Here is a 21,445-nt window from a genome sequence, read left to right as displayed (position 1 = left end):
CCGGGACAGCATAGCGCATGGCCGATGAGGGCTTTCGGATCGAGGGACTGGATTTTCTGAGGGGGTGCGCCGTGATGGGCATCCTGCTCGGCAATATCGTGACCTTCGGGCTGCCCTCTGTAGCGGGGTTCAACCCGTTCACGGTGGGGACGCAAGGGCCAGCGGATCTGGCGACCTGGTTCGCGACCTTCCTGCTGGTCGATGGCAAGATGCGCGCGATTTTCGCGATGCTGCTGGGCGCGTCCATCCTGCTGGTGATCGAGTCGGCGGAGATGAACGGCCGGGATGGGCTGCAGGCGCATCGTCGGCGGATGTTGTGGCTGCTGCCCATCGGCATAGCGCATTATCTGCTGCTCTGGTCGGGCGATATCCTCGTCCAGCTGGCCCTGTGCGGCCTGATCGCCACCCTGTTCATCCGGTTCGAGACGCTCGGCCTGATCAAGCTCGCGCTGGCCCTGCTGCTGTTCCAGTGGGTGATCAATCTGGTGGCGGTATGGCCCGCCTTCTCGCTCCGCGCAGCGGCGCTGGCACCGGGAGCCGCACCGACCATCGTCGAGCATTGGCAGGCCTATGCGGACTCGGCCGGCATGGGGGCGAGCCGGGCGGTTGCCAATGAGATCGCGCTCTATACCGGCGGCTATGCCGGCATTTTTGCGGAGCGGATCGGCGCCGCGCCGCGGGCGGCGCTGAATCAGATCCTCTATTCCTGGCCCGAATGTCTGGCCTTCATCGCGCTTGGCATGGCGATGCTCAAGGGCGGCTTCATGGCGGGCCAGTGGCCGGTCCCCCAATATCGCGCGACATGGCACCGGGCGATGCTGGTCGGCCTGGTGCCGATGGCGGGCCTTGGCATCTGGGTGCTGCTGTCGGGCGATCCGCTCGCGGCGCAGGCGGCCCTGTTCGGCTGGTCGGTGCCGCTGCGTCTGCCCCTGGCCGTCGCTCTGGCCTCGATGGCGATGGGGTTGGCGGCGCAACATCCGCAGGCGCCGCTGGTTCGGGCCATTGCAACGATTGGCCGGCTGGCGCTCTCCAATTACCTGCTCACCAGCTTGCTGATGACCGGCCTGTTCTACGGCTATGGCGGAGGGCTGTTCGGGGCGCTGACACGGACGCAGCTTTTGCTGGTCGTGCTGGCGATGTGGACCGTCATGCTCGCCTGGTCGGTCCTCTGGCGGCGATCGATGGGGCAGGGGCCTGTCGAACGGCTCTGGCGTCTGGCGTCGCGTCGCGGATAGCGTTGAGATAACAAAGGCTCAAAACGCTCTGGCGTCGGCTGAACGCTTGCGGCATAGTTGTGCAATGCAGCATAAACTTGGGTCCCGTTAACATCGATGCGCAGGCTTCCCCCTCTCACCGCCCTTGAGGCTTTTGTGCAGGTCGCCCGCACCGGCTCGGTAAAGGCCGCGGCCGAGGAACTGGCCCTGTCCGCCCCCGCGCTCAGCCGCCGTATCCAGGCGCTCGAGCGATTTCTCGGCTACAACCTCTTCGAGCGCAAACACCAGCAGCTGGAACTCAATCAGAACGGCCATGCCCTGATCAAGGAAATCGCGCCCGCGCTCGATGCGCTGGGCGCGGCTATCGAGAGTGCTACCGGCGGCGCGCGGACGATGCGGGTTCGACTGGGCATGTTGCCATTGTTCGCCAGCCAACGCCTGTTCCCGCGGCTGGGCGAGCTGCACAAGCAGCATCCCGATCTCCATCTGGACGTGGACACCAGCCCCAATGCCATCGCGCGCCTGGGAGAAGGGCTGGACGCGGCCATCGTGCTGGCGCGGGATGTCGATCCCTCGTTGTACGGGCGCGAGCTGGATCGCGATCTTGTCTATCTCATCGGGTCGAAAACCTTGCTGGAAGGCCCCCGGCCGGTCACGCGCCCTGAGGACATCGCCCGCCAGACCCTGCTGGTTCACCGCGACATGTCGGCGACGTTCGACGTCTGGAAGGAAGCGGTCGGCCTGCCCAATCTGACGCCGGCGTCGATCGACTATTATGATTCGGGTGCGCTGATGCTGGAGGCGGCGGCGCAAGGACTCGGCATCGCCGCGATGCATGGGCGCCACTTCAAGGAAGCGCATGACCCCCGGATCGTGCGGCTGTTCGATTATCATGTCGAAAGCCCCTATCGCTATTTCTTCGTCTGCCGCCCCAAAGCCATGGAAAAGCGCGCTGTGCGCATGTTCCACGACTGGGTGATCAACGCAGAAATCTGACCGGGCCGGGCCGTCGTCGGTCTGCGCTGTCGACGATTTGTAAACGCTGACACCCTTATGGCGTGCCTTCGCTCGAACGGGCAGAAGGTCGCACACGCACATGCCGAAGGTTCTGACAGTCGATGACAGTCGCAGCATGCGGGCGTTGCTGCGCATGACGCTGACCGGCGGCGGCTATGAGGTGGTCGAGGCCGAGGACGGCCAGGCCGCGCTCGACTGGCTGGAGGCCAATGAGGCCGATCTTGTCATCACGGACATCAACATGCCCCGGCTCGATGGCTTCGGCTTCATCGAGACGTTGCGGGCGCAGGGCAGGCGCCATGTCGACCGGCCGGTGCTGGTGCTGACCACTGAGTATAGCGAGGAAAAGCGCGCCCGCGCCCGGGAAGTCGGCGCGACGGGCTGGCTGGTCAAGCCGTTCGATCCGGAGCGTCTCCTCGCGGCCGTGCGGCATGTGACGCACTGACCAGCCGGTCCCTGTGCTTTTCAGGACGAGCGGCGCACAAAGCCGATCGATCACCCACATCTTGCCTCTTCCCAGCGCCCCCACGGCGCACTAGTGAGACGGTTCCGTGACAAGCGAGCGAGGGGCGATGGCGAGCAAGAGTTCCGCACTGACCGATCGTCGGTCAAGCGCCGGGGATTATCTGAAATTCCTACATGCCTGGCTGCGCAAACCGCGCCAGACGGCCTCCATCGTGCCGAGCAGCCCGCACCTTGGCCGGCTGATGGCCTCGCAGATCGACCCGCAAGGCGGCCTCGTCATGGAGTTCGGCGGCGGCACGGGCGCGCTCACCCGGCAGATTCTCGCGACGGGCCTGCCGCGCACCCATCTGGAAGTGGTTGAGATCAACCCCGGTTTTGCGCGCAACCTGCGGCGCGATTTTGCGGGCGTTTCGATCATCGAGGCGCCGGCTCAGGCCGTGCTCGGCCAATGCACGGGCGGCGAGGGTGCCTATCAGTGCGTGATCAGCGGCCTGCCGCTGCTGGCGATGAGCAAGACCCTGCAGAGCGCGATCGTCAGCGAGGCATTCCGGCTGCTGCGGCCCGGCGGCGCGTTCATCCAGTTCACTTATTCGCCACGCCCGCCGCTGGCCGAGTCGGTCGCCGATGCGCTCGATCTGGGCGTGGAGCGGATCGGCACCATCGTGCGCAACGTGCCGCCGGCCACGGTGTTCCGTTACCGCCGCGCCGCGGACATTGCAGCCATGGACAGCGCGCAACTCGCCTTCTGATGTGAGCGGAGACCAGCCCGGTCTTGGTAGGCGCGGGCTTTTCTCCAATGGGCAGTCGCCTTCGCCCTCCGGCCTCGCTAGAATGGACCCATGCAACGCTATGATGTCATCATTCTGGGCGGCGGTCTTGTCGGGCTGACGCTGGCCGTCGCACTCGAACGCCATGGCGTGCGCAGCGCCATTGTCGATCCGGCGGCGCCCGCCCGCCTACCGGCGCAGAGCTTCGATGGACGTACCTCCGCGATTTCCTCGGCAAGCTGGCGCCAGTTCGAGGCCATCGGCATCGCGCCGCGCCTTGCCGGCAAGACCTGCCCGATCGACCGGATCTGGGTGAGCGAAGGGCTGACCGGCGGCGCGCTCGATTTCGCGCCCGATCCCGATGATGGCGCCATGGGCTTCATGGTCGAGAATCGCGAGCTGCGGGCCGCGATCGAGGCCACGGCGGACGCGGCGAATATCGTGCGCTTCCAGCCCGACCGGGCGGTGGAGACGGTGCGGGATGCGCATGGCGTGCGCGTGCGGCTGGAAAGCGGCGCCGAGATCGGCGCGAGCCTGCTTGTGGGCGCGGAGGGCCGGGGCAGCCCGACGCGTGCGGCTGCCGGCATCACAGTGGCGAAATGGGATTATCCCCACACCGCGCTTGTCACGGCCATCGAGCATGACGATCCGCACGGCAACACCGCCTATGAAATCTTCTACCCGGGCGGGCCGTTCGCGCTGCTGCCGATGCTGCCGGGCAATCGCTCGGCCATCGTCTGGACGGTGCCGACAAAGCACGCGGCCGCCTATCTCAAGCTCGGCGAGCACGCCTGGCTGGCGGAGGCGGAAAAGCGGATGGGGAATTTCCTCGGCCGCATCCGCCTTGCCGCGCCCATGCAGAGTTACCCGCTCGGCTATCATCGCGCTGCCCGGATTATTGACGAACGGCTGGCGCTGGTGGGTGACGCTGCCCACGGCATCCATCCGATCGCCGGCCAGGGGGTCAACCTTGGCTATCGTGACGTCGCGGCGCTCACCCAAGTGATCGTGGAAGGCATGCGCACGGGCATGGAGCCGGGCGATGCGCAACTGCTCGCCCGCTACCAGCGCTGGCGGGCGCTGGATGCGCTGAGCGTAACGATCATGATGGATGGCCTCGTCCGCCTGTTCGATGTGCCCGGCCGGCCGGTCTCGGCGATCCGTCGGCTAGGCTTGTCCGCCGTGCAGAAGCTCGGGCCGCTCAAGGATCGGTTCATGGCGGAAGCGCGCGGCGAAAGCGGCAGCCGGCCCAAATTGCTGCTGGGCGATCTGGTCTGACCGCCTGACAGCTTTTTTGCATTTCAGTCGCAATTCAGCCCGTCACCTTCAAAGCTTTGTTTACCACAGCCGGCTAGAAGGGCCGCGTTGGAGGAGATCAGGCATGTCTGCCGCGCAAGTGCCGTCTGAGAGTTTTGGTGGGAAGCTGGCCCGGTTGGGCCGCATTCTGGGCATCACGGAAGGTGCGTCCGAAAACGCGCACGTCGTCGAAGGGGCTCGGCGCGAGGAGGGCAATGCGCATCTTCGTCGCGAGAGCGAGCGGCGCAAGATGATCTATGAAGAAGTCGGCAGCTTTCTCTTCGCCCATGATCTTGATCTAACGCCGCTCAACTTCGGGCTGGCGCTGGATTACATCACCGGCAACGACATCGCCGTGGAAAAGGCGGTCCGCGCGATCCTGATGGAGCGCGGGAAGCTTACCAATGGCGCGGTCGAGCAGATCATCGTCGACCAGCGGGCCGAGGAACTGACCCCTGATACGCTGGCCGACATGCTCAAGAAGGTCGAGGCCAATCTTGATCAGATCACCGGCATTGTCGATCAGTCCAGCACGTCCGCCAAGGATTTCGGCGTCGCCTTGCAGAAGCAGGCCGCCTCGCTGGAGCAGTCGGATGCCGGGGAAGCGCTGGGCAATCTCATTCTGCTCACCCGCAGCATGATCGAGAAGACGCGCGAAGTCGAAAGCAAGATGCGTGAGGGGCAGACGCAGACGCGGCTGCTGCAGAAGAACCTGGAGAGCGCCCGCAAGGCGGCCGAGCAGGATCATCTGACCGGCCTGCCGAACCGCCGCGCATTCGAAAACACGCTGCGTGAGGAAGCCGTCAAGGCGCGCGAAGATGGCGAATCCCTGTGCGTCGCCTTCTGCGATATCGATCATTTCAAGGTTATCAACGATACGCATGGCCATGATGCCGGCGACCGCGTGCTGAAGTTCGTTGCCGGCCTGCTCGCGAAGATTTCCGGCGATAAATGCCATGTCGCGCGCCACGGCGGCGAGGAATTCGTCATGCTCTTCCGCGGGCTGACCGTGGCGGAGGCTGCCAAGGTGGTGGACGATGCACGCATCGACATGGCGCAGCGCAATCTCGTCGACCGCAAGACCGGCGAACGCATGGACCGCGTGACCTTCTCAGGCGGCGTGGCGGATGTCTTTGGCTACACCGAACCGCGCGATGCGCTCAAGGCCGCCGATCGCGCCCTGTATCTGGCCAAGGAGCATGGCCGCAACCGCGTCTATATCGCGGCTGAAACCGAGCACTGAGCGCGCTCAGAAATCCGGCTGATCGTAATATTTAGGCGGCGTCACGATCTCCATCCGCTCCGCCAGCAGCGGGCGGAAGGAAGGGCGTGACTTGATGCCGGCATACCAGCGCTTGGTCTGGCCATGGCCTTCCCAGTCGATGCCGCCGAGATAATCCGCGACGGAGATGTGCGCGGCCGCCGCGATATCCGCCAGACTCATCGTTCCGCCGGCCAGCCAGCTGCGATGGTCGAGCAGATAATCGAGATAATCCATATGCGTGTTGGCCCGCCGCATCGCCTCGCGCAGCGCCCCGGCATCGGGTGAGGTGCGGGAGACGACCCGCTTGATCATCCGCTCATTGAGCAGTGGCGCCACGACATCGCGATAGACGATCTGGTCCAGCCAGGCGACGAGCCGGCGGACTTCCGCGCGATCCAGCGCGGAGCCCGCGATCAGCGGGAACTTGTCCACCGTCTCCTCGAAATATTCGCAGATGGCCTGACTGTCCGCCAGTGTCGCATGGCCGTCATCGGCCACGATCACCGGTGTGGTGCCGGCGGGGTTCAGATCGAGGAATTCATCCCGACCTTCCCAGGGCGATTCGCGCACCGTTTCGTACACGATGCCCTTTTCCGCCATGAGAAAGCGGACCTTGCGCGAGAAGGGACAGAGCGGAAACTGATAGAGATGCCACATGCGCGGCTCTTAAATCGCCAGCGAGGCCGATCATAGCTGAAACTTGCGCTGCTGGAACCAATGGCGGCGAGGGGACTTGTTCCAGAGACAGCATCCCCCACGGCGGAGTGCCCGAGAAGGCGAGATCTGATAGGGACACGACCATGAACACCAGCGCACGCACATGGGGGTTTATCGGCGCCGTCTTGTTGGCGGGCGGAACCGGCGGCGTGGTGCTCGGCAATTTCGTCACGGCAAATGGGGCGGGTCGCCCTACCGGTGCAGACGAACTGGCGGCTTATTGGAGCGAGGCCGGCGCCGAGGAAACGTCCTCGTCCTTCGAGGATCGCGCCTATGCAAGCGCAGCGATGCGTGACGGGCCATCCAGCTACCATTGTGAAGGATGCGATGCGGGCCTGAACCGCCACCGGGATTATCTGGAGCCAATGCCCGCGGACTATGCGCCGCTGCCACCTTATGAGGCGGTCGACTTGCAGGAGCCGACGCGACCAGCCCCGGCGGACCGCGCTTCTGTCTCGCCGCCCTCAGCGCCCTTGCGCGTGCAGAAGCCGGCTCCGGCGAAGGTTGCCGCGCGTTTGGCCGCCGCGCCTGTCATCGCCGCGCCGCTTTTGCAGGAATGATCAGAACCCAACGCTGAGGCGCGTCGCCGCACGTCTCGCCATCCGTCGAGAAAAACCCCCGGCGTCACCACCGGGGGTCTTGTCTTCATTCTGCCGCGACAACCTCTTGCTTGTCGGACAGCGGCTGCTTGAGGCGGCTGAGCATTTCCTTCGGGCAAACCTGCCAGAAGTGATCGCGGTTGCGCTCCCAGCTGTGCAGGATGGACTTGGCCCAGTCGCTGTCGGTGCGCGCGACATGCTCTTCGACCAGATCCTTGAGCACGCCTTCCCAATGGGCGCTGTCCAGCCGCTGCCAGACGATGCTCTCGGCATTGGCATGGGCCGGGAAGGTGCGGCTCTCATCATAGATGAACGCCATGCCGCCGGTCATGCCCGCGCCGAAATTGGCGCCGACCTTGCCGAGGATCACGGCGGTGCCGCCGGTCATATATTCGCAGCCATTGGCGCCGCAGCCTTCGACGACGACCTGCGCGCCGGAGTTGCGGACCGCGAAACGCTCGCCGGCCTGACCGGCTGCGAACAGCTTCCCGGCGGTGGAGCCATAGAGCACCGTGTTGCCGATGATCGTGTTCTCCTGGCTGGCCAGCGGGCTGGAGACCATCGGCCGCACGGCGATGATGCCGCCCGAGAGGCCCTTGCCGACATAGTCATTGGCATCGCCGAATACTTCCAGCGTGATGCCCTTGCACAGGAAGGCGCCCAGCGACTGGCCGGCCGTGCCGCGCAGACGGACATGGACGTGCCCATCCTGCAGGGTCGACATGCCGAACTTCTTGGTGATCAGCGCCGAGAAGCGCGTGCCCACGGCGCGGTGCGTGTTGCGCACCGTGTAGGTGAGCTGCATCTTCTCGCCACGCTCGAACACCGCCTGCGCGTCCGCGATCATCTGCGCATCCAGGCTGTCCGGCACTTCGTTGCGCCAAGTCGGCAGGTTGAAGCGGCGCTTGTCGTCGTCCGCATCCACCTTCGCGAGGATCGGGTTGAGGTCCAGATCGTCCAGATGCTCGGCGCCACGGCTGACCTGCTTGAGCAGTTCGGTACGGCCGATCACCTCGTCCAGGCTGCGATAGCCCAGACGCGCCAGGATCTCACGCACTTCCTCGGCGATGAAGGTCATCAGGTTGATGACCTTCTCCGGCGTGCCGGTGAACTTGGCGCGCAGGCGCTCGTCCTGCACGCACACGCCCACCGGGCAGGTGTTCGAGTGGCATTGGCGGACCATGATGCAGCCCATGGCGACGAGGCTCAGCGTCCCGATGCCGAATTCCTCGGCGCCCAGGATCGCGGCGATCACGATGTCGCGGCCGGTCTTGAGGCCGCCATCCGTGCGCAGCTTCACCTTGTGGCGCAGGCCGTTGAGCGTGAGCACCTGATTGGTCTCGGCCAGGCCCATTTCCCAAGGTAGACCGGCAAACTTGATGCTGGTCTGCGGCGAGGCACCGGTGCCACCGACATTGCCGGAGACGAGGATGACGTCGGCATGCGCCTTGGCGACACCCGCCGCGACCGTGCCGATACCCGCCTGGCTCACCAGCTTCACGCAGACCCGCGCACGCGGGTTGATCTGCTTGAGGTCATAGATGAGCTGCGCCAGATCCTCGATCGAGTAGATGTCGTGATGCGGCGGCGGCGAGATCAGCGTCACGCCGGGCGTCGAGTGCCGCAGCTTGGCGATGAACTCGGTCACCTTGAAGCCGGGCAACTGGCCACCTTCGCCGGGCTTGGCGCCCTGCGCGACCTTGATCTCGATTTCCTCGCAGGCGCCCAGATATTCGGCGTGAACGCCAAAGCGGCCCGAGGCGATCTGCTTGATGCTCGAATTGGCGTTGTCGCCATTCTCATAGGGCTGGAAGCGCGAGCGATCCTCGCCGCCCTCGCCGGAAACGGCCTTGGCGCCGATCCGGTTCATGGCGATGGCCAGCGTCTCATGCGCCTCGGGTGAGAGCGCGCCCAGCGACATGCCGGGCGTGACGAAGCGCTTGCGGATCTCGGTGATCGCCTCGACCTCGTCGATCGGCACGGCCTGATCGGGATAGTTGAACTCCAGAAGATCGCGCAGATAGACCGGCGGTAGCTCCGAGACGCCCCGCGAGAATTGCAGGTAGGTCGAGTAGCTGTCCGTGTTCACCGAGGTTTGCAGCAGGTGCATGAGCTGCGCCGAATAGGCATGGGCATCGCCGCCCGCCCGGTGACGGTAGAAACCGCCGATCGGCAGCGTGGCGACGGCCTTGCTGAACGCCGCCTCATGGCGGACGAGCGCGTTATACTGCAGCGAGGCATAGCCTTCGCCAGAGATCTTCGAGGGCATGTTCGGGAACAGATCGTTCACGATGGCGCGCGAAAGACCCACCGCCTCGAAGTTGTAACCGCCGCGATAGCTGGAGATCACCGCGATGCCCATCTTGCTCATGATCTTGAGCAGGCCCTCGTTGATCGCCGTGCGGAAGTTCTCGAGGCACGCCTCCAGGCTGCGGTCGCCCAGCAGGCCGCGAGCATGGCGGTCGGCGATGCAGGCTTCGGCAAGATAGGCGTTCACCGCCGTGGCGCCCACGCCGATCAGGACCGCGAAATAATGCGTGTCCAGACATTCGGCGGTGCGCACGTTGATCGACGCGTAGGAGCGCAGGCCCTTGCGGACGAGGTGGGTGTGAACCGCCGCCGCCGCGAGGATCATGGCGATGCCGACGCGGTCCGGCCCGATGGCTTCATCGGAGAGGAACAGCTCGGTCTGGCCGGCGCGCACGGCGATTTCCGCCTCGTCGCGAATGCGGTTGATGGCCGCGCGCAGGGCATCCGGCGGGCCATCGGCCGGGAAGGTGCAGTCGATCTCCGCCACCGTCTTGCCGAAATAGCGCTTCAGCCGCGACCAGTCGTCGCACAGCAGCACCGGCGATTCGAGGATCATTACCTCGCTGTTCTGGCGGTCTTCCTCCAGAATATTGGCGAGGTTCGAATAGCGCGTCTTCAGGCTCATCACATGCCGCTCACGCAGCGAGTCGATGGGCGGGTTAGTCACCTGGCTGAAGTTCTGGCGGAAGAAGTGGCTGATCGTGCGCGGCTTCTCGGTGATCACCGCGAGTGGCGCATCATCGCCCATCGAGCCGACCGCTTCCTTGCCATCCTCGGCCATGGGGCTGAGGATCAGCTCCATGTCCTCCATGGTGAGGTTGGCGGCGACCTGACGGCGCGCCAGCTCGGCGCGGTCCCACTGAGGGCGCGCGTCATTGGCAGCGGCGGGGAGGTCGTCCGCCGTGCGGAAGCCCTTCACATAATCCGCATAGGGACGCTCGCCGGCAATCCGGTCCTTGATGGCGCGGTCGTCATAGACCTGGCCGGCATCGAGATCGACGGCGATCATCTGGCCGGGGCCGAGGCGACCCTTCTTGACCACGGTGGTCTCCGGCACCACGACCATGCCCGTCTCCGAGCCGACGATCAGCAGATTGTCGGAGGTGAGTGTGTAGCGCAGCGGACGCAATGCGTTGCGGTCCATGCCGGCCACGGCCCAGCGGCCATCGGTCATGGCGAGCGCGGCCGGGCCATCCCACGGCTCCATCACGGAGGCGAGATAGTTGTACATGTTCTGGTGGGCCTGCGGCACATCGTCATTGTGCTGCCACGCCTCGGGCACGAGCATGATCTTCGCGGTCGGCGCATCGCGGCCGGCGCGGCACAGCGTCTCGAACACGGCGTCGAGCGCGGCGGTGTCGGATGCACCCGCCGGGATCACCGGCTTGATGTCGCCGGACTGCTCGCCAAAGGCGAGCGCCGCCATCTTGATCTCGTGGCTCTTCATCCAGTTCTTGTTGCCGCGGATCGTGTTGATCTCGCCATTATGGGCCAGCGAGCGGAAGGGCTGGGCAAGCCACCACTGCGGGAAGGTGTTGGTGGAGTAACGCTGGTGGAAGATCGCCACGCGGCTCTCGAAGCGCTCGTCGGTCAGGTCCGGATAGAAGACCGAGAGCGATTCCGCGAGGAACAGGCCCTTGTAGATGATCGACTGGCAGGAGAGTGAGCAGACGTAGAAATCGTTGATCTGCGCCTCGATCACCTTCTTCTCGATGCGGCGACGCACGAGATAGAGATCGCGCTCGAACTCGGCGACGTCCTGCTCCTCGGGCATCGGGCCGGAGATGAGGATCTGCTCGATCTCGGGGCGGGTGCGCTGGGCCTTCTCACCGATGACGGAGACATCGACCGGCACCTGCCGCCAGCCATAGATGCGGTAGCCCGCCTGGATGATCTCGGCCTCGACCAGCGTGCGGCAGGTCTCCTGCGCGCCCAAATCCGTGCGCGGCAGGAAGATCATGCCGACGGCAAGGCGGTTGGGCAGCGGCTTGTGGCCGGAGGCGGAAATGGCATCGTCGAAAAAGCGCACCGGCAGATCGACATGGATGCCGGCACCGTCGCCGGTCTTGCCATCGGCATCGACAGCACCGCGGTGCCACACGGCCTTGAGTGCATCGATGGCGCTCTCGACCACGCGGCGCGAGGCCTTGCCATCCGTCGCCGCGACGAGGCCGACACCACAGGCGTCCCCCTCGAATTCGGGGCGATACATGCCCTCACGGGCGATCCGGTCGCGTTCAGTTTCAGGCAGGGTCTGGCTCTGCATGGGCTGGGTCCTGTTCTTCATCAATCTTTACCGGCGTCTTTGAAGTCGAGACCGTTGGCCTCGATGGTTTCCTTGAGACGCACGAAGAGGGTCGGCATTTTCTCAATCATCAGTCGCTGCGACATGGCGATGCACTCGCGCATGAGTTCGGGCTGCTTTGCAAGCAGCTTCTGACCCAGTGGTGAGGCGTAAAAGCCCTGAATTTCCCGCAATTCGCTTTCGGTGAAAGTCCGCGCGTAGATATCGAGCGTCTCGCTATAGACGCTGGGTTCCAACTCAGCGTTTAATCTTCGAACTTCCAGAGCTAGCGCTGATTGCAGGCCGGTCATGATCCGTTCAAATCGCTCCGGGTCCTTCTCGCGCGCTTCCTGTGCCTTCGGGTTGCTTTCAAGCAATTGCCTGAGAATGCTGGATTCCATTTGGCCAGCGGCAATCTCGTTTGCGCTCGCTAACTGTCCCTTTAGATCGACTGATAAGGCGAAGGCTTCTGCTGCCGCTCGGCGCGCCGGATCAATGCTGGTTGCCTGCGCAACCGTCTCATCCGCTGCCCAAGCCGGCGCGAGTGGCAGCAGCGCGCAGGCGCCAGCTAGCAGGAGTGAAGGCAGCCTCATCACGCAGCCACCGCCTGCTTCTTGGGCGTCCGCGCACGCAGATAGCTGTGCATATGGTCGGCCACGTCGCGGCCATCGCGGATGGCCCAGACGACGAGGCTGGCGCCGCGCACGATGTCGCCGGCGGCGAACACGCCATCGACGCTGGTCATCATGTTGCGATGGTCGACACGCAGCGTGCCCCAGCGGGTGACGGCGAGGCCGGGCTCGCCGAACAGCACCGGCAGATCCTCGGGGTCATAGCCCAGCGCCTTGATGACGAGATCGGCGGGGATGCTGGTCTCGCTGCCCGGCTCCGGCTCCGGCGCGCGGCGGCCGGAAGCGTCCGGCTGGCCGAGGCGCATGCGTGTCATCTTGACGCCGGTGACCTTCTCTGTGCCTTCGAAGGCGACGGGGGCGGAGAGCCAGACGAACTCGACGCCTTCCTCCTCGGCATTCTGCACTTCGCGCTGCGAGCCGGGCATGTTCTCCCGGTCGCGGCGGTAGAGGCAGCGCACTGACTTGGCGCCCTGGCGGATCGAGGTGCGCACGCAGTCCATGGCGGTATCGCCGCCGCCGATCACCACGACATCCTTGCCGGTGGCGAGCAACGAGCCATCCTCATGGGCGGGGACATGATCGCCAAAGCCGGCCTTGTTGGAAGCGGTGAGGAAATCGAGCGCCTTGACCACGCCGGCGGTGCCGACGCCGGGCGCCTTGATGTCGCGCGCCTTGTAGACGCCGGTTGCGATCAGGATCGCGTCATGCCGCTCGCGCAGCTCGGCCAGCGAGGCGTCCTTGCCGACCTCGAAGCCCATGTGGAACTGGATGCCGGCATCCTCCAGCCGCTTGACGCGGCGCATGACGACCTCTTTCTCCAGCTTGAAGCCGGGGATGCCATAGGTCAGCAGGCCGCCGGCGCGATCGTGCCGATCATAGACATGCACCTCATGCCCTGCCGCGCGCAGATATTCCGCCGTGGTGAGGCCACCGGGGCCAGCGCCGATGATGCCGACCGAGAAGCCGGTTGCCTTGCCGACCTGCACCGGCTCGACCCAGCCTTCTTCCCAGGCGGTATCGGTGATGAACTTCTCCACCGAGCCGATGGTGACGGCGCCATGGCCGGAAAACTCGATGACGCAGTTGCCCTCGCACAGCCGGTCCTGCGGGCAGATGCGGCCGCAGATCTCGGGCATGGTGGAGGTCATGTTGGAGAGTTCATAGGCCTCGCGCAGCCGACCTTCCGCGGTCAGGCGCAGCCAGTCCGGGATGTGGTTGTGCAGCGGGCAGTGGACCGAGCAATAGGGCACGCCGCACTGCGAGCAGCGCGCGGCCTGATCCTCGGCCTTGGGCGTCTCGAAGCCGTCCGAAATTTCTTGGAAATCATGCGCGCGTTCGTTGGCCGACCGCTTCTCCGGGTAGGATTGCGGGCGAATGACGAATTTGAGCATTGGATTCTCGGCCATAGGCGGTGCTTCCTTTCGGCGCCGCACATAGGGGCGACAATCGCGGAAGTCACGCGTTTCTCCACATTAAGGACAGTGTTATTGACCTATAATGTGGCACACGGCCATTTTTTAGGGTTTGGATAGGTTATCTAAACCCCTTATAGGTCCGATCCGGTCCTACTGCATCAAAAGGGCGATCAGCGCAATCGACCCGGCTATGATTCGGTACCAGGCAAAAGGCTTGAAACCGTAGCGGGTCACGACGGCGACAAAGCCCTTCACGACGAACAGCGCAGTGAGGAATGCCATGCCGAAACCGATGGCGATCATCCCCAGATCGTCGGCGTTGAGCAGCGCGCGATCTTTCCACAGCGCATAGACGGTCGCTGCGAGCATCGTGGGGACGGCGAGGAAGAAGCTGTATTCCGCTGCCGTCTTGCGGTCGACGCCCATGGTCAGCGCCCCCAAAATGGTCGCGCCGGACCGGCTTACGCCCGGAATCATCGCGATGCACTGCACCAGGCCGATGCCAAGCGCGGTGGTAAATGGCATGGTTTCTATGGACTTGACCCGCACGGTCTTCACCATCCGCTCCAGGATCAGCATCAGAATGCCGCCGATGATGAGGGCGACCGCCACGATCATCGGGGTCTGGATGGCGGCGCGCACCGCGTCATAGGCGAGGACGCCGATGACCAGCGCCGGCGCAAAGCCGAGGAACACGTTGCGCGTGAAGGCGATATCGTCCGGCCGGCCCTTCAGCAGGCCCGTGCCCACGCCCCAGAAGCGCTGCCAATAGACAGCCATCACAGCGAGAATGGCACCGAACTGGATGGCGATCTTGAACGTCACGGACGATTCGCCGGTAAAGCCTAGCAACTCGCTCGCCAGAATGAGGTGGCCTGTCGAGGAGACAGGCAGAAACTCGGTCAGCCCTTCCAATATGCCCAGCAGAATGGCGGTGAAAACGTTGCTATCCATGCGGGCGCAATCCTTGAAACGAGGCGGGTGTCTGACGCGGGCGGGCAGGGGCGCGCCGCGAGCGCCAGTGCCCCCAACGGATGGTCGTCAGGCCCGTGCCGTGACGCCGAACCGCCCTTGCTTGCGATATTGCTCCAGCCATGCCGGCGCAATCGCTGCCATCGGGGCAGGGGTGATGCCGAAACGCTCGAAGCCCGCTGCGCCCGGCGCAACGACATTGTCGCTCAGCAGCATCTCGAACTGGTCGCGCGTGATCGGCGCGCCCGGTGCCCAGCCGGTCAGCACGGCCAGCGCCTTGGCGACACCGTCGGGGATGGGCAGGAAGCTGCACGGGCGACCGATCTCGGCCGCGATCCAGCTGTTGATCTGGCGCAGGGAGAGCGTGTCTGGGCCGCCCAGCTCATAGGTCTGACCGGCGTGATCTTCGGGTTGCGTCGCGGCCTGCGCGATGGCGCGGGCGACATCGACCACATGCACCGGCTGAAAGCGCGTTTCGCCGCGGATCACCGGGACGATCTGGCCGGGCAGGGTCGATCCCGAGGCGATCAGGCGGGCAAAGCGGTTGGTGAACTGGTCGTCCTGCCCGAACAGGATCGAGGGCCGCACGATGGTCGCGCGCGGGAAGGCGTTGCGGACTGCCGCCTCACCCTCGGCCTTGGTCCGCCCATAGGCAGATGCACTGGCAGCGTTCGCGCCGATGGCCGAGACGTGAACCAGCGCCTCAAGGCGCGCGGCCGCCGCAGCCTCGGATATGGTCTGTGCGCCCACCACATGCGCGGCGTGCATATCGCCGGTCAGCAGGCCGACGAAGTTGACTGCGGCGGATGCGCCCGTGAGGGCCGCGGCGACCTGATCGGCGCGGGTGATGTCCACGGCCGCGAACTGGATCTGGCCCATGCCGCCCAGCGTGCGCAGCGCAAAGGCCTGACGCGGATCGCGCTGGGCGATGCGCAGGCGATAGCCCTTCGCCAGCAGCTCCTGCGCCACGTGGCGGCCGACGAAACCACCACCCCCAAACAACACAATCGGCTTGTCCGTCGCTATCATGACTCTGTTCCGTCGTCCTTGCCCCAAGGGCCTGTCTGTCCGCGTTTGCGGTTCTCCTCTCCCTTGCATCAGGCCGCCATCCAACACAACCGGGTGGATGCGCGACTCGACAAACGGCGGCGCAAATCGCGAGCGATGAGCGCATGAACCGGCCGCACGACGCCCTGCGGGGTGGAATATGGCGTGGCCCGCAAAAATAATTTCGCCGGCTTATTTCGCCCATGCAGCGTAAGAATAAGTTGCACATAAATGCACAACGCACCGGTGATCTCGGCTGTCCGCTGTCTAGTCCGGGCCGGCATCGTCCAGACTGCCGGTGGGCACAGCTAGGGTCAAGGCGACGCTCCCGACTTTGCAGGGTGATCCAAGTATCGATCACTTACGGGCATAAACTTTTGAACGTAAGCCACAATATGTCGAAATTTGACTTGATGGCGGATGATCGCACCGCGCGTGGTTGGAACGTGGCCGCGATTTTGCGCTATCCATCGAACAACGCCGCTGGCGCGACTTCCGCGAGCGGAGCGCCACGCGAAAACTTGTCTCCTGGCGTACTGCGACATTGCAAGGGGCGCATGGCTTTCCTGCCGTGCAACATCAAAAAATGGCTGATTTCTGCGGCGCAGCGACGATTTTGCCTTGTCCGTGAACGCCCGCAGACCTATCTGGACGGCAAGCGCACTCAAGAACGCTGGACAGGTTCAGGAACGCTCCTTGAGAGCGTCACGGGCCTGACTTCATCAAGAGTTACCGAAAAGAAAAATTGAGTTTGCAGGAGTAACAGACATGAAAATCGTTGCCGCCGCCCTCGTCGCGGCTGGTCTGCTCGTCGGTTCGAGCGCCGGATTCGCCAAGCCCCGTGAAAATGTCGAAGTGCGCGTCTCCACGGACGGTGTGAACTTCGCCGACGCCGAAAGCGTCGATCAGTTCCGGGGTCGCGTCGCTCGTGAAATCGCCGCTGCCTGCAACCCGGGCAACCGCGTGAACGCCGATCTGGCGCCGGACTTCAAGTGCCGCAAGTCGATGAAGCAGGTCAGCGAGACCCGCATCGCGCAGCTGTCCAACAGCAATGCGCGCATGGCGACCATGGACTGATCCATCACGATCTCTTCGTCGTTGAGCGGCGCGCCCTCGGTCATCGAGTGGCGCGCCGTTTGCGTTTGGGGCGTCGCCCAGGTGGCTGGCGTGGCCGGTTAGCGGGGCCGGATCATTCCGCCGGCTGGGCCGTTCCATCGGGCTTCCCGTTCTTGCCCATCAGCGCACGCAGGCGGCGGGTGACGGTCTGGGGCGAGGATGTGCCCCGCGCAAAGCGGCTGTAGAGCAAAGGCACTACGAACAGGGTGATGGCCGTCGCGATGCTGACGCCGAACACGATCACCCAGCCGATGGACGAGCGGGCATGCGCGCCGGCACCGCCGCCGATTGCGAGCGGAATAGCGCCTGCGACGGTGGCGATGGAGGTCATCAGGATCGGCCGGAGGCGGCGGACGGATGCGTCGCTGATCGCCACCAGAAAATCCCGGCCCTCATCGCGCAACTGATTGGCATATTCCACAATCAGAATGCCGTTCTTCACGGCAAGGCCGACGAGCATGATCATGCCGATCTGGCTGAACAGGTTGATGCTCGTTCCCGTCACCGCCAGGCCGATAATGCCGCCCGCAGCGCCGAGCGGCACGGCGGAAATGATCACCAGCGGGTGGACGAAGCTTTCGAACTGGGCGGAGAGCAGCAGGTAGATCACCACCACGGTAAAGCCGAAGGCGATCCAGATCGAGGTGCCGGTCTGCATGAAGCTGCGGCTCTCACCCTTATAGCCCACGGCGGTCACTTCCGGCGACTGGCGCGCCTGCTCATTGAGAAAGTCGAGTGCGCGCCCGAGAGAATAGCCCTCGGCCAGGCCGCCGCTCAGCGTAATGGCGCGCATCTTGTTAAAGCGGCCCAGCTCGCGCGCCGTCGCCGCCTGCTTGACGATCAGCAGGTTGGAGAGCGGCACCAGCGCCCCGCCAGCGGCGCGGACATAGACTTTCGCCAGCGATGCCTCGTCGTCGCGATTGAAGGATTCCGCCTGCAGGACGACATAATATTCCTCGCCGTCGCGCACATAGGTCGACGTGCGCCGCGATCCCATCATCGTCTGCAGCGCCTGGCTGATGTCATTGACGGAAATGCCGAGGTCCCCAGCCCGCTGATGATCGATCTCGATCAGCAGTTGCGGCTTGTTCTCGACATAATCGGCGTCGAGATTGACGATGCCGGGGTTGTCGCGCGCCGCATCCAATATGCGGTCGCGGGCGACGGCCAGATCCTCATAGCTGGTGCCGGCGATCACGAAACTGATCGGCTGGCCGCCGCGCGAAAGGCGGTTGGTGACGGTGGCATTGCCGCGCACGGACGGCAGGCCTGCCAGGCGCTTGTTGACCTCCTGCGCGACGCTCTGCGAGCTTTCCTTGCGCTCGTCCCAATGCTTCATGAACACCGCGAGGCTGCTGCTGTTGAAATCGTCGGTCCCGCCACCGAAACCGCCGATGCGGGCATTCATCCCGCGCACCGGGCCGTCCTCGGCGACCATCGGCAGGACCAGCGTCTCGGCCTGGCGCAGATATTTGTCGGCCTGCGCGAAGCCCGTCCCTTCCGGGCTGTTGAGGCGGACCTGGATGACGCCGGTATCTTCTGCGGGGGCGAGCTCGGAATCCAGGCTGCGGAACAGCACAACGCTGCCGGCAATCAGCAGCACGGACGCGACCATCACCGGCAGCGGGCGGCGGAGCACCGAGCCGAGCGCGTTGCGATAACCGTTTTCCGTCCGCTCCATCAGCCGGTCGATCTTGGCGGTCAGGCGGCCGCGCTGGCTGCCCTTGAGCAGCTTGGAGCACATCATCGGCGTCAGCGTGAGAGCGAGGAAGCCCGAGACGCCGACCGCCGCGATCATCGCCACCGCCAGTTCGCGGAACAGCGAGCCGGCCTGGCCGGAGAGGAACATCACCGGCACGAACACGGCGCACACCACCATGGTGGAGGCCACGACTGCAAAGCCGACCTGCCGCGCGCCGTAAAAGGCAGCAAAGAGCGGGTCTTCGCCTTCCTCAATACGATGATAGACATTCTCGAGGACGACGATGGCATCATCGACCACAAGGCCGATAGCCAACACCAGCGCCAGCAAGGTGAGCAGGTTGATGGAGTATCCCGCCAGCCACAGCACGCCGAAGGTCGTGAGCAGGCAGATCGGCACGGTGATCATCGGCACCAACGTCGCGCGCAGACTGCCGAGGAAGAAGAACACGACGATTGTGACGAGCAGCGCCGCCTCGAAGATGGTGTGCCACACGCCGCGAATGGCCTCGTCGATGAACATGGTGCTGTCGCCGCCCATGCGGATCTCGACGCCCTCGGGCAGGTTCTTGCTCAGCTCCGCAACTGCAGCCTTGGCGGCCTGCGCCACCGCCAGCGTGTTGGCGCCTGACTGGCGAACGATGCCCAGGCCCACCCCGGTTTCGCCATTGTAGCGGAAGATGGAATAGGGATTTTCCGGCCCTTCCTCGATGCGCGCGACATCGCCCAGGCGCACCTGATAGCCATCGCTGCCCCGTCCGATGACAAGCTGGGCAAAGTCCTGCGGGGTCGTGAAGTCGCGCTGGACGCGGAGCGAGAGGTTCTGCGCCTCCGCCTCGATCCGCCCGGCGGGCAATTCCACATTCTGTCGGCGCAGCGCGGCCTCGACATCGCCCGGCGTCAGCCGAAAGGCCGCCAGCCGATCGGCATTGAGCCACACGCGCATGGCGGGCTTGGCCATGCCGAGTTCGACGATCTGCGCCACGCCATCGATGGTCGAGAGCCGGTCGACCACGACACGCGAGACGAAATCGCCGAGCTTGGTGCGGTCCCAGCCCGGCGCCATCACGGCAAAGAAGATGATCGGCTGGGAATCGGAATCGACCTTGCGCACTTCCGGCGGCAGCGCGTCGTCCGGACGGTCTGCCGCGCCGCCGGCGACCCGGTCGCGCACATCGTTTGCGGCCGCATCGACATCCCGCCCGGCGCGGAATTCGATCACGATGTTGGAAGTGCCGTCGCGCGAGGTCGAGCTGATCGTTTCGATCCCCTCGATGCCGGCGAGCCGCTGTTCAAGCGGTTGAGTGATGCGGTTCTCGATCACGCTGGCATTGGCGCCGGTGTAGCGCGTTTCGACCGAGACGATGGGCGGGTCGGTGTCCGGATATTCGCGCACGGACAGGTTCATGAAGCCGACGAAGCCGATGATCGCGAGCAGCAGGGACATCACGGCGGCGACGACCGGCCGTCGGACCGAAATGTCCGAAAGGATCACGGCCGCGCTTCCGGCGTCGCCGCGCCCTTGGGCACGATCTCTTCGGTCTGCGCGCTATTGCTGCTCTCGACCTCGGCCAGACGCACGGGCCGGCCTTCCGCGACCTTCACCACGCCTTCGGAGACGACCAGCGCATCCTGGGGAAGCCCGCTCACTTCCATCAGGCCATTGTCCCGCAGCCCGGTGCGCACGTCCATCCGCTTGGCCTTGCGGTCCTTATCGAGCGTGTAGACATAGCGCCTGTCCCCCTGGCTGAGCACCGCCGCCTCCGGCACGGCAAGGCCGGTGCGCTGCCCGGTCTCGATGCGGACGGTCAGCAACATGCCGGGCTTGATCCGCGCGCCGGGATTGGGGAGCGTCGCGCGGACCATGACGGCGCGGCTTGCCGGATCGATGACCGGATCGATGGTGCTGATCGTGCCCTGCAGCACATCATCGGGATAGGCCGAGGAGGAGGCCCGGATCGGCTGGCCGATGCGCAAGGCACCGAGCTGCGTTTCCGGCACGGTGAAATCCAGCTTGATGCGCGACAGGTCGCTGATCGTCACCAAAGGCGTGCCGCTGTTGACGATGGCGCCCTCGGAGATGGTGCGGAGCGAGAGATAGCCGGAGAAGGGCGCGCGGATCAGCCGGTCGCCAAGCTGGGCCTTGATGCCGTCCTGACTGGCCCGGGCCTCGCTCAGGGCGGCGCGCTGCTGATCGAGCAGGGCGCGCGTGGCGAAGCCCTGCTCATACAGGCTGTTGACGCGGTCGAGCTGCGAGGCGGCCTCGGTGGCGCTGGCGCGGGCGCCGGCCAATGCTGCCTGTTCCTGCGCGTTGGAAAGCACCGCCAGCAACTGGCCGGACCGGACGAACATGCCGTCATCGAACATCAGCCGCTCGATCCGCTCGGTCACATTGGCGGCAAGCGTCACCTGCTCATTGGCGCGCGCGGTGCCGACAGCCTGGATCTCGTCCCGGAAGACGTGGGTGGCAGGTTTTATCGCCGACACCAGGGGCGGCTGCCGCTTCTGCTCGGTCTCGCCCTTGCCGCATGCCGCGAGAAGCGCGAGCCCGATCAGCAGGGTGCCCTGCCGCCACGAGGAGAGAGGATGCCCGGCGGCGCCCGGCAGCCGGTTTAGAAGGTCCACGGCG

General features: G+C 65.0%; 17 protein-coding genes. 9 read left to right on the top strand and 8 right to left on the bottom strand.

Translation table 11 applies throughout. The features are described from left to right. Positions 1-17: 17 nt before the first annotated feature. The 6 genes from M2343_RS10055 (at position 18) to M2343_RS10030 (ending at position 6,002) form a co-directional block, all read left to right on the top strand. Positions 18-1,235 (top strand): DUF418 domain-containing protein, encoded by a 1,218-nt coding sequence (locus M2343_RS10055; protein WP_264576533.1) that lies wholly within the window; start codon positions 18-20, stop codon positions 1,233-1,235. 96 nt (positions 1,236-1,331) lie between these two features. Then, a complete protein-coding gene (locus tag M2343_RS10050) occupies positions 1,332-2,210 on the top strand; it encodes a LysR substrate-binding domain-containing protein (RefSeq protein WP_181558738.1) in 879 nt (292 codons plus the stop codon). A 100-nt stretch (positions 2,211-2,310) separates the two neighbouring features. Beyond that, a complete protein-coding gene (locus tag M2343_RS10045; protein ID WP_264572056.1) occupies positions 2,311-2,676 on the top strand; it encodes a response regulator in 366 nt (121 codons plus the stop codon). A gap of 127 nt (positions 2,677-2,803) precedes the next feature. Next, the gene (locus M2343_RS10040; protein WP_181558740.1) at positions 2,804-3,445 is read left to right on the top strand and encodes a class I SAM-dependent methyltransferase; all 642 of its coding nucleotides are present in this window, start codon (positions 2,804-2,806) and stop codon (positions 3,443-3,445) included. A gap of 90 nt (positions 3,446-3,535) precedes the next feature. After that, complete coding sequence (locus M2343_RS10035; RefSeq protein ID WP_264576532.1) at positions 3,536-4,741, top strand: FAD-dependent monooxygenase; 1,206 nt, start codon at positions 3,536-3,538, stop codon at positions 4,739-4,741. Between the two features lie 103 nt (positions 4,742-4,844). Beyond that, positions 4,845-6,002 (top strand): sensor domain-containing diguanylate cyclase, encoded by a 1,158-nt coding sequence (locus tag M2343_RS10030; RefSeq protein ID WP_264576531.1) that lies wholly within the window; start codon positions 4,845-4,847, stop codon positions 6,000-6,002. A 6-nt stretch (positions 6,003-6,008) separates the two neighbouring features. Here the strand turns inward: M2343_RS10030 and M2343_RS10025 are convergent, their stop codons facing one another. Continuing rightward, on the bottom strand, positions 6,009-6,680 hold the full coding sequence (locus M2343_RS10025) for a glutathione S-transferase family protein (RefSeq protein ID WP_181558743.1): 672 nt from the start codon (positions 6,678-6,680) through the stop codon (positions 6,009-6,011). A 143-nt stretch (positions 6,681-6,823) separates the two neighbouring features. On the opposite strand from M2343_RS10025, the gene M2343_RS10020 reads away from it, so the two are divergent. Continuing rightward, positions 6,824-7,300 (top strand): hypothetical protein, encoded by a 477-nt coding sequence (locus M2343_RS10020; protein ID WP_264576530.1) that lies wholly within the window; start codon positions 6,824-6,826, stop codon positions 7,298-7,300. A gap of 85 nt (positions 7,301-7,385) precedes the next feature. Here the strand turns inward: M2343_RS10020 and gltB are convergent, their stop codons facing one another. The 5 genes from gltB to M2343_RS09995 all read right to left on the bottom strand — a co-directional run bounded on the left by gltB (position 7,386) and on the right by M2343_RS09995 (position 15,981). After that, positions 7,386-11,915, bottom strand: a complete 4,530-nt coding sequence (gltB, locus tag M2343_RS10015) for a glutamate synthase large subunit (protein WP_264576529.1) — start codon at positions 11,913-11,915, stop codon at positions 7,386-7,388. 20 nt (positions 11,916-11,935) lie between these two features. After that, complete coding sequence (locus M2343_RS10010) at positions 11,936-12,526, bottom strand: DUF2059 domain-containing protein (protein WP_264577538.1); 591 nt, start codon at positions 12,524-12,526, stop codon at positions 11,936-11,938. Continuing rightward, positions 12,526-13,971: an NAD(P)-dependent oxidoreductase gene (locus tag M2343_RS10005; protein ID WP_264576528.1), complete on the bottom strand. Its 1,446-nt coding sequence runs from the start codon at positions 13,969-13,971 to the stop codon at positions 12,526-12,528. Before M2343_RS10005 ends, M2343_RS10010 begins: the two co-directional genes overlap by 1 nt. A gap of 159 nt (positions 13,972-14,130) precedes the next feature. Further along, positions 14,131-14,934 carry an undecaprenyl-diphosphate phosphatase gene (locus M2343_RS10000; protein ID WP_264576527.1) on the bottom strand — a complete coding sequence of 268 codons (804 nt, stop codon included), beginning with the start codon at positions 14,932-14,934 and terminating at the stop codon, positions 14,131-14,133. Between the two features lie 87 nt (positions 14,935-15,021). Next, positions 15,022-15,981, bottom strand: a complete 960-nt coding sequence (locus M2343_RS09995; protein ID WP_264576526.1) for a complex I NDUFA9 subunit family protein — start codon at positions 15,979-15,981, stop codon at positions 15,022-15,024. Between the two features lie 413 nt (positions 15,982-16,394). On the opposite strand from M2343_RS09995, the gene M2343_RS09990 reads away from it, so the two are divergent. Together M2343_RS09990 and M2343_RS09985 are read left to right on the top strand one after the other, a co-directional pair. Beyond that, positions 16,395-16,748, top strand: coding sequence for a hypothetical protein (locus tag M2343_RS09990; RefSeq protein WP_264576525.1), 354 nt, complete (start codon positions 16,395-16,397; stop codon positions 16,746-16,748). Between the two features lie 19 nt (positions 16,749-16,767). Then, complete coding sequence (locus M2343_RS09985; protein WP_264572066.1) at positions 16,768-17,076, top strand: UrcA family protein; 309 nt, start codon at positions 16,768-16,770, stop codon at positions 17,074-17,076. Positions 17,077-17,188: 112 nt separating this feature from the next. On the opposite strand, the gene M2343_RS09980 is transcribed toward M2343_RS09985, so the two are convergent. Both M2343_RS09980 and M2343_RS09975 read right to left on the bottom strand, forming a co-directional pair. After that, positions 17,189-20,311 (bottom strand): efflux RND transporter permease subunit, encoded by a 3,123-nt coding sequence (locus M2343_RS09980; protein ID WP_264576524.1) that lies wholly within the window; start codon positions 20,309-20,311, stop codon positions 17,189-17,191. Further along, positions 20,308-21,375 (bottom strand): efflux RND transporter periplasmic adaptor subunit, encoded by a 1,068-nt coding sequence (locus tag M2343_RS09975; RefSeq protein WP_264577537.1) that lies wholly within the window; start codon positions 21,373-21,375, stop codon positions 20,308-20,310. Before M2343_RS09975 ends, M2343_RS09980 begins: the two co-directional genes overlap by 4 nt. Between the last annotated feature and the right edge of the window lie 70 nt (positions 21,376-21,445).

The sequence above is a fragment of the Sphingobium sp. B8D3B genome, from assembly GCF_025961875.1.
In the GTDB taxonomy this organism is placed as follows: domain Bacteria; phylum Pseudomonadota; class Alphaproteobacteria; order Sphingomonadales; family Sphingomonadaceae; genus Sphingobium.
The sequence above is the reverse complement of the archived record's forward strand: the minus strand, read 5'-3'. Positions and strand labels throughout refer to the sequence as shown.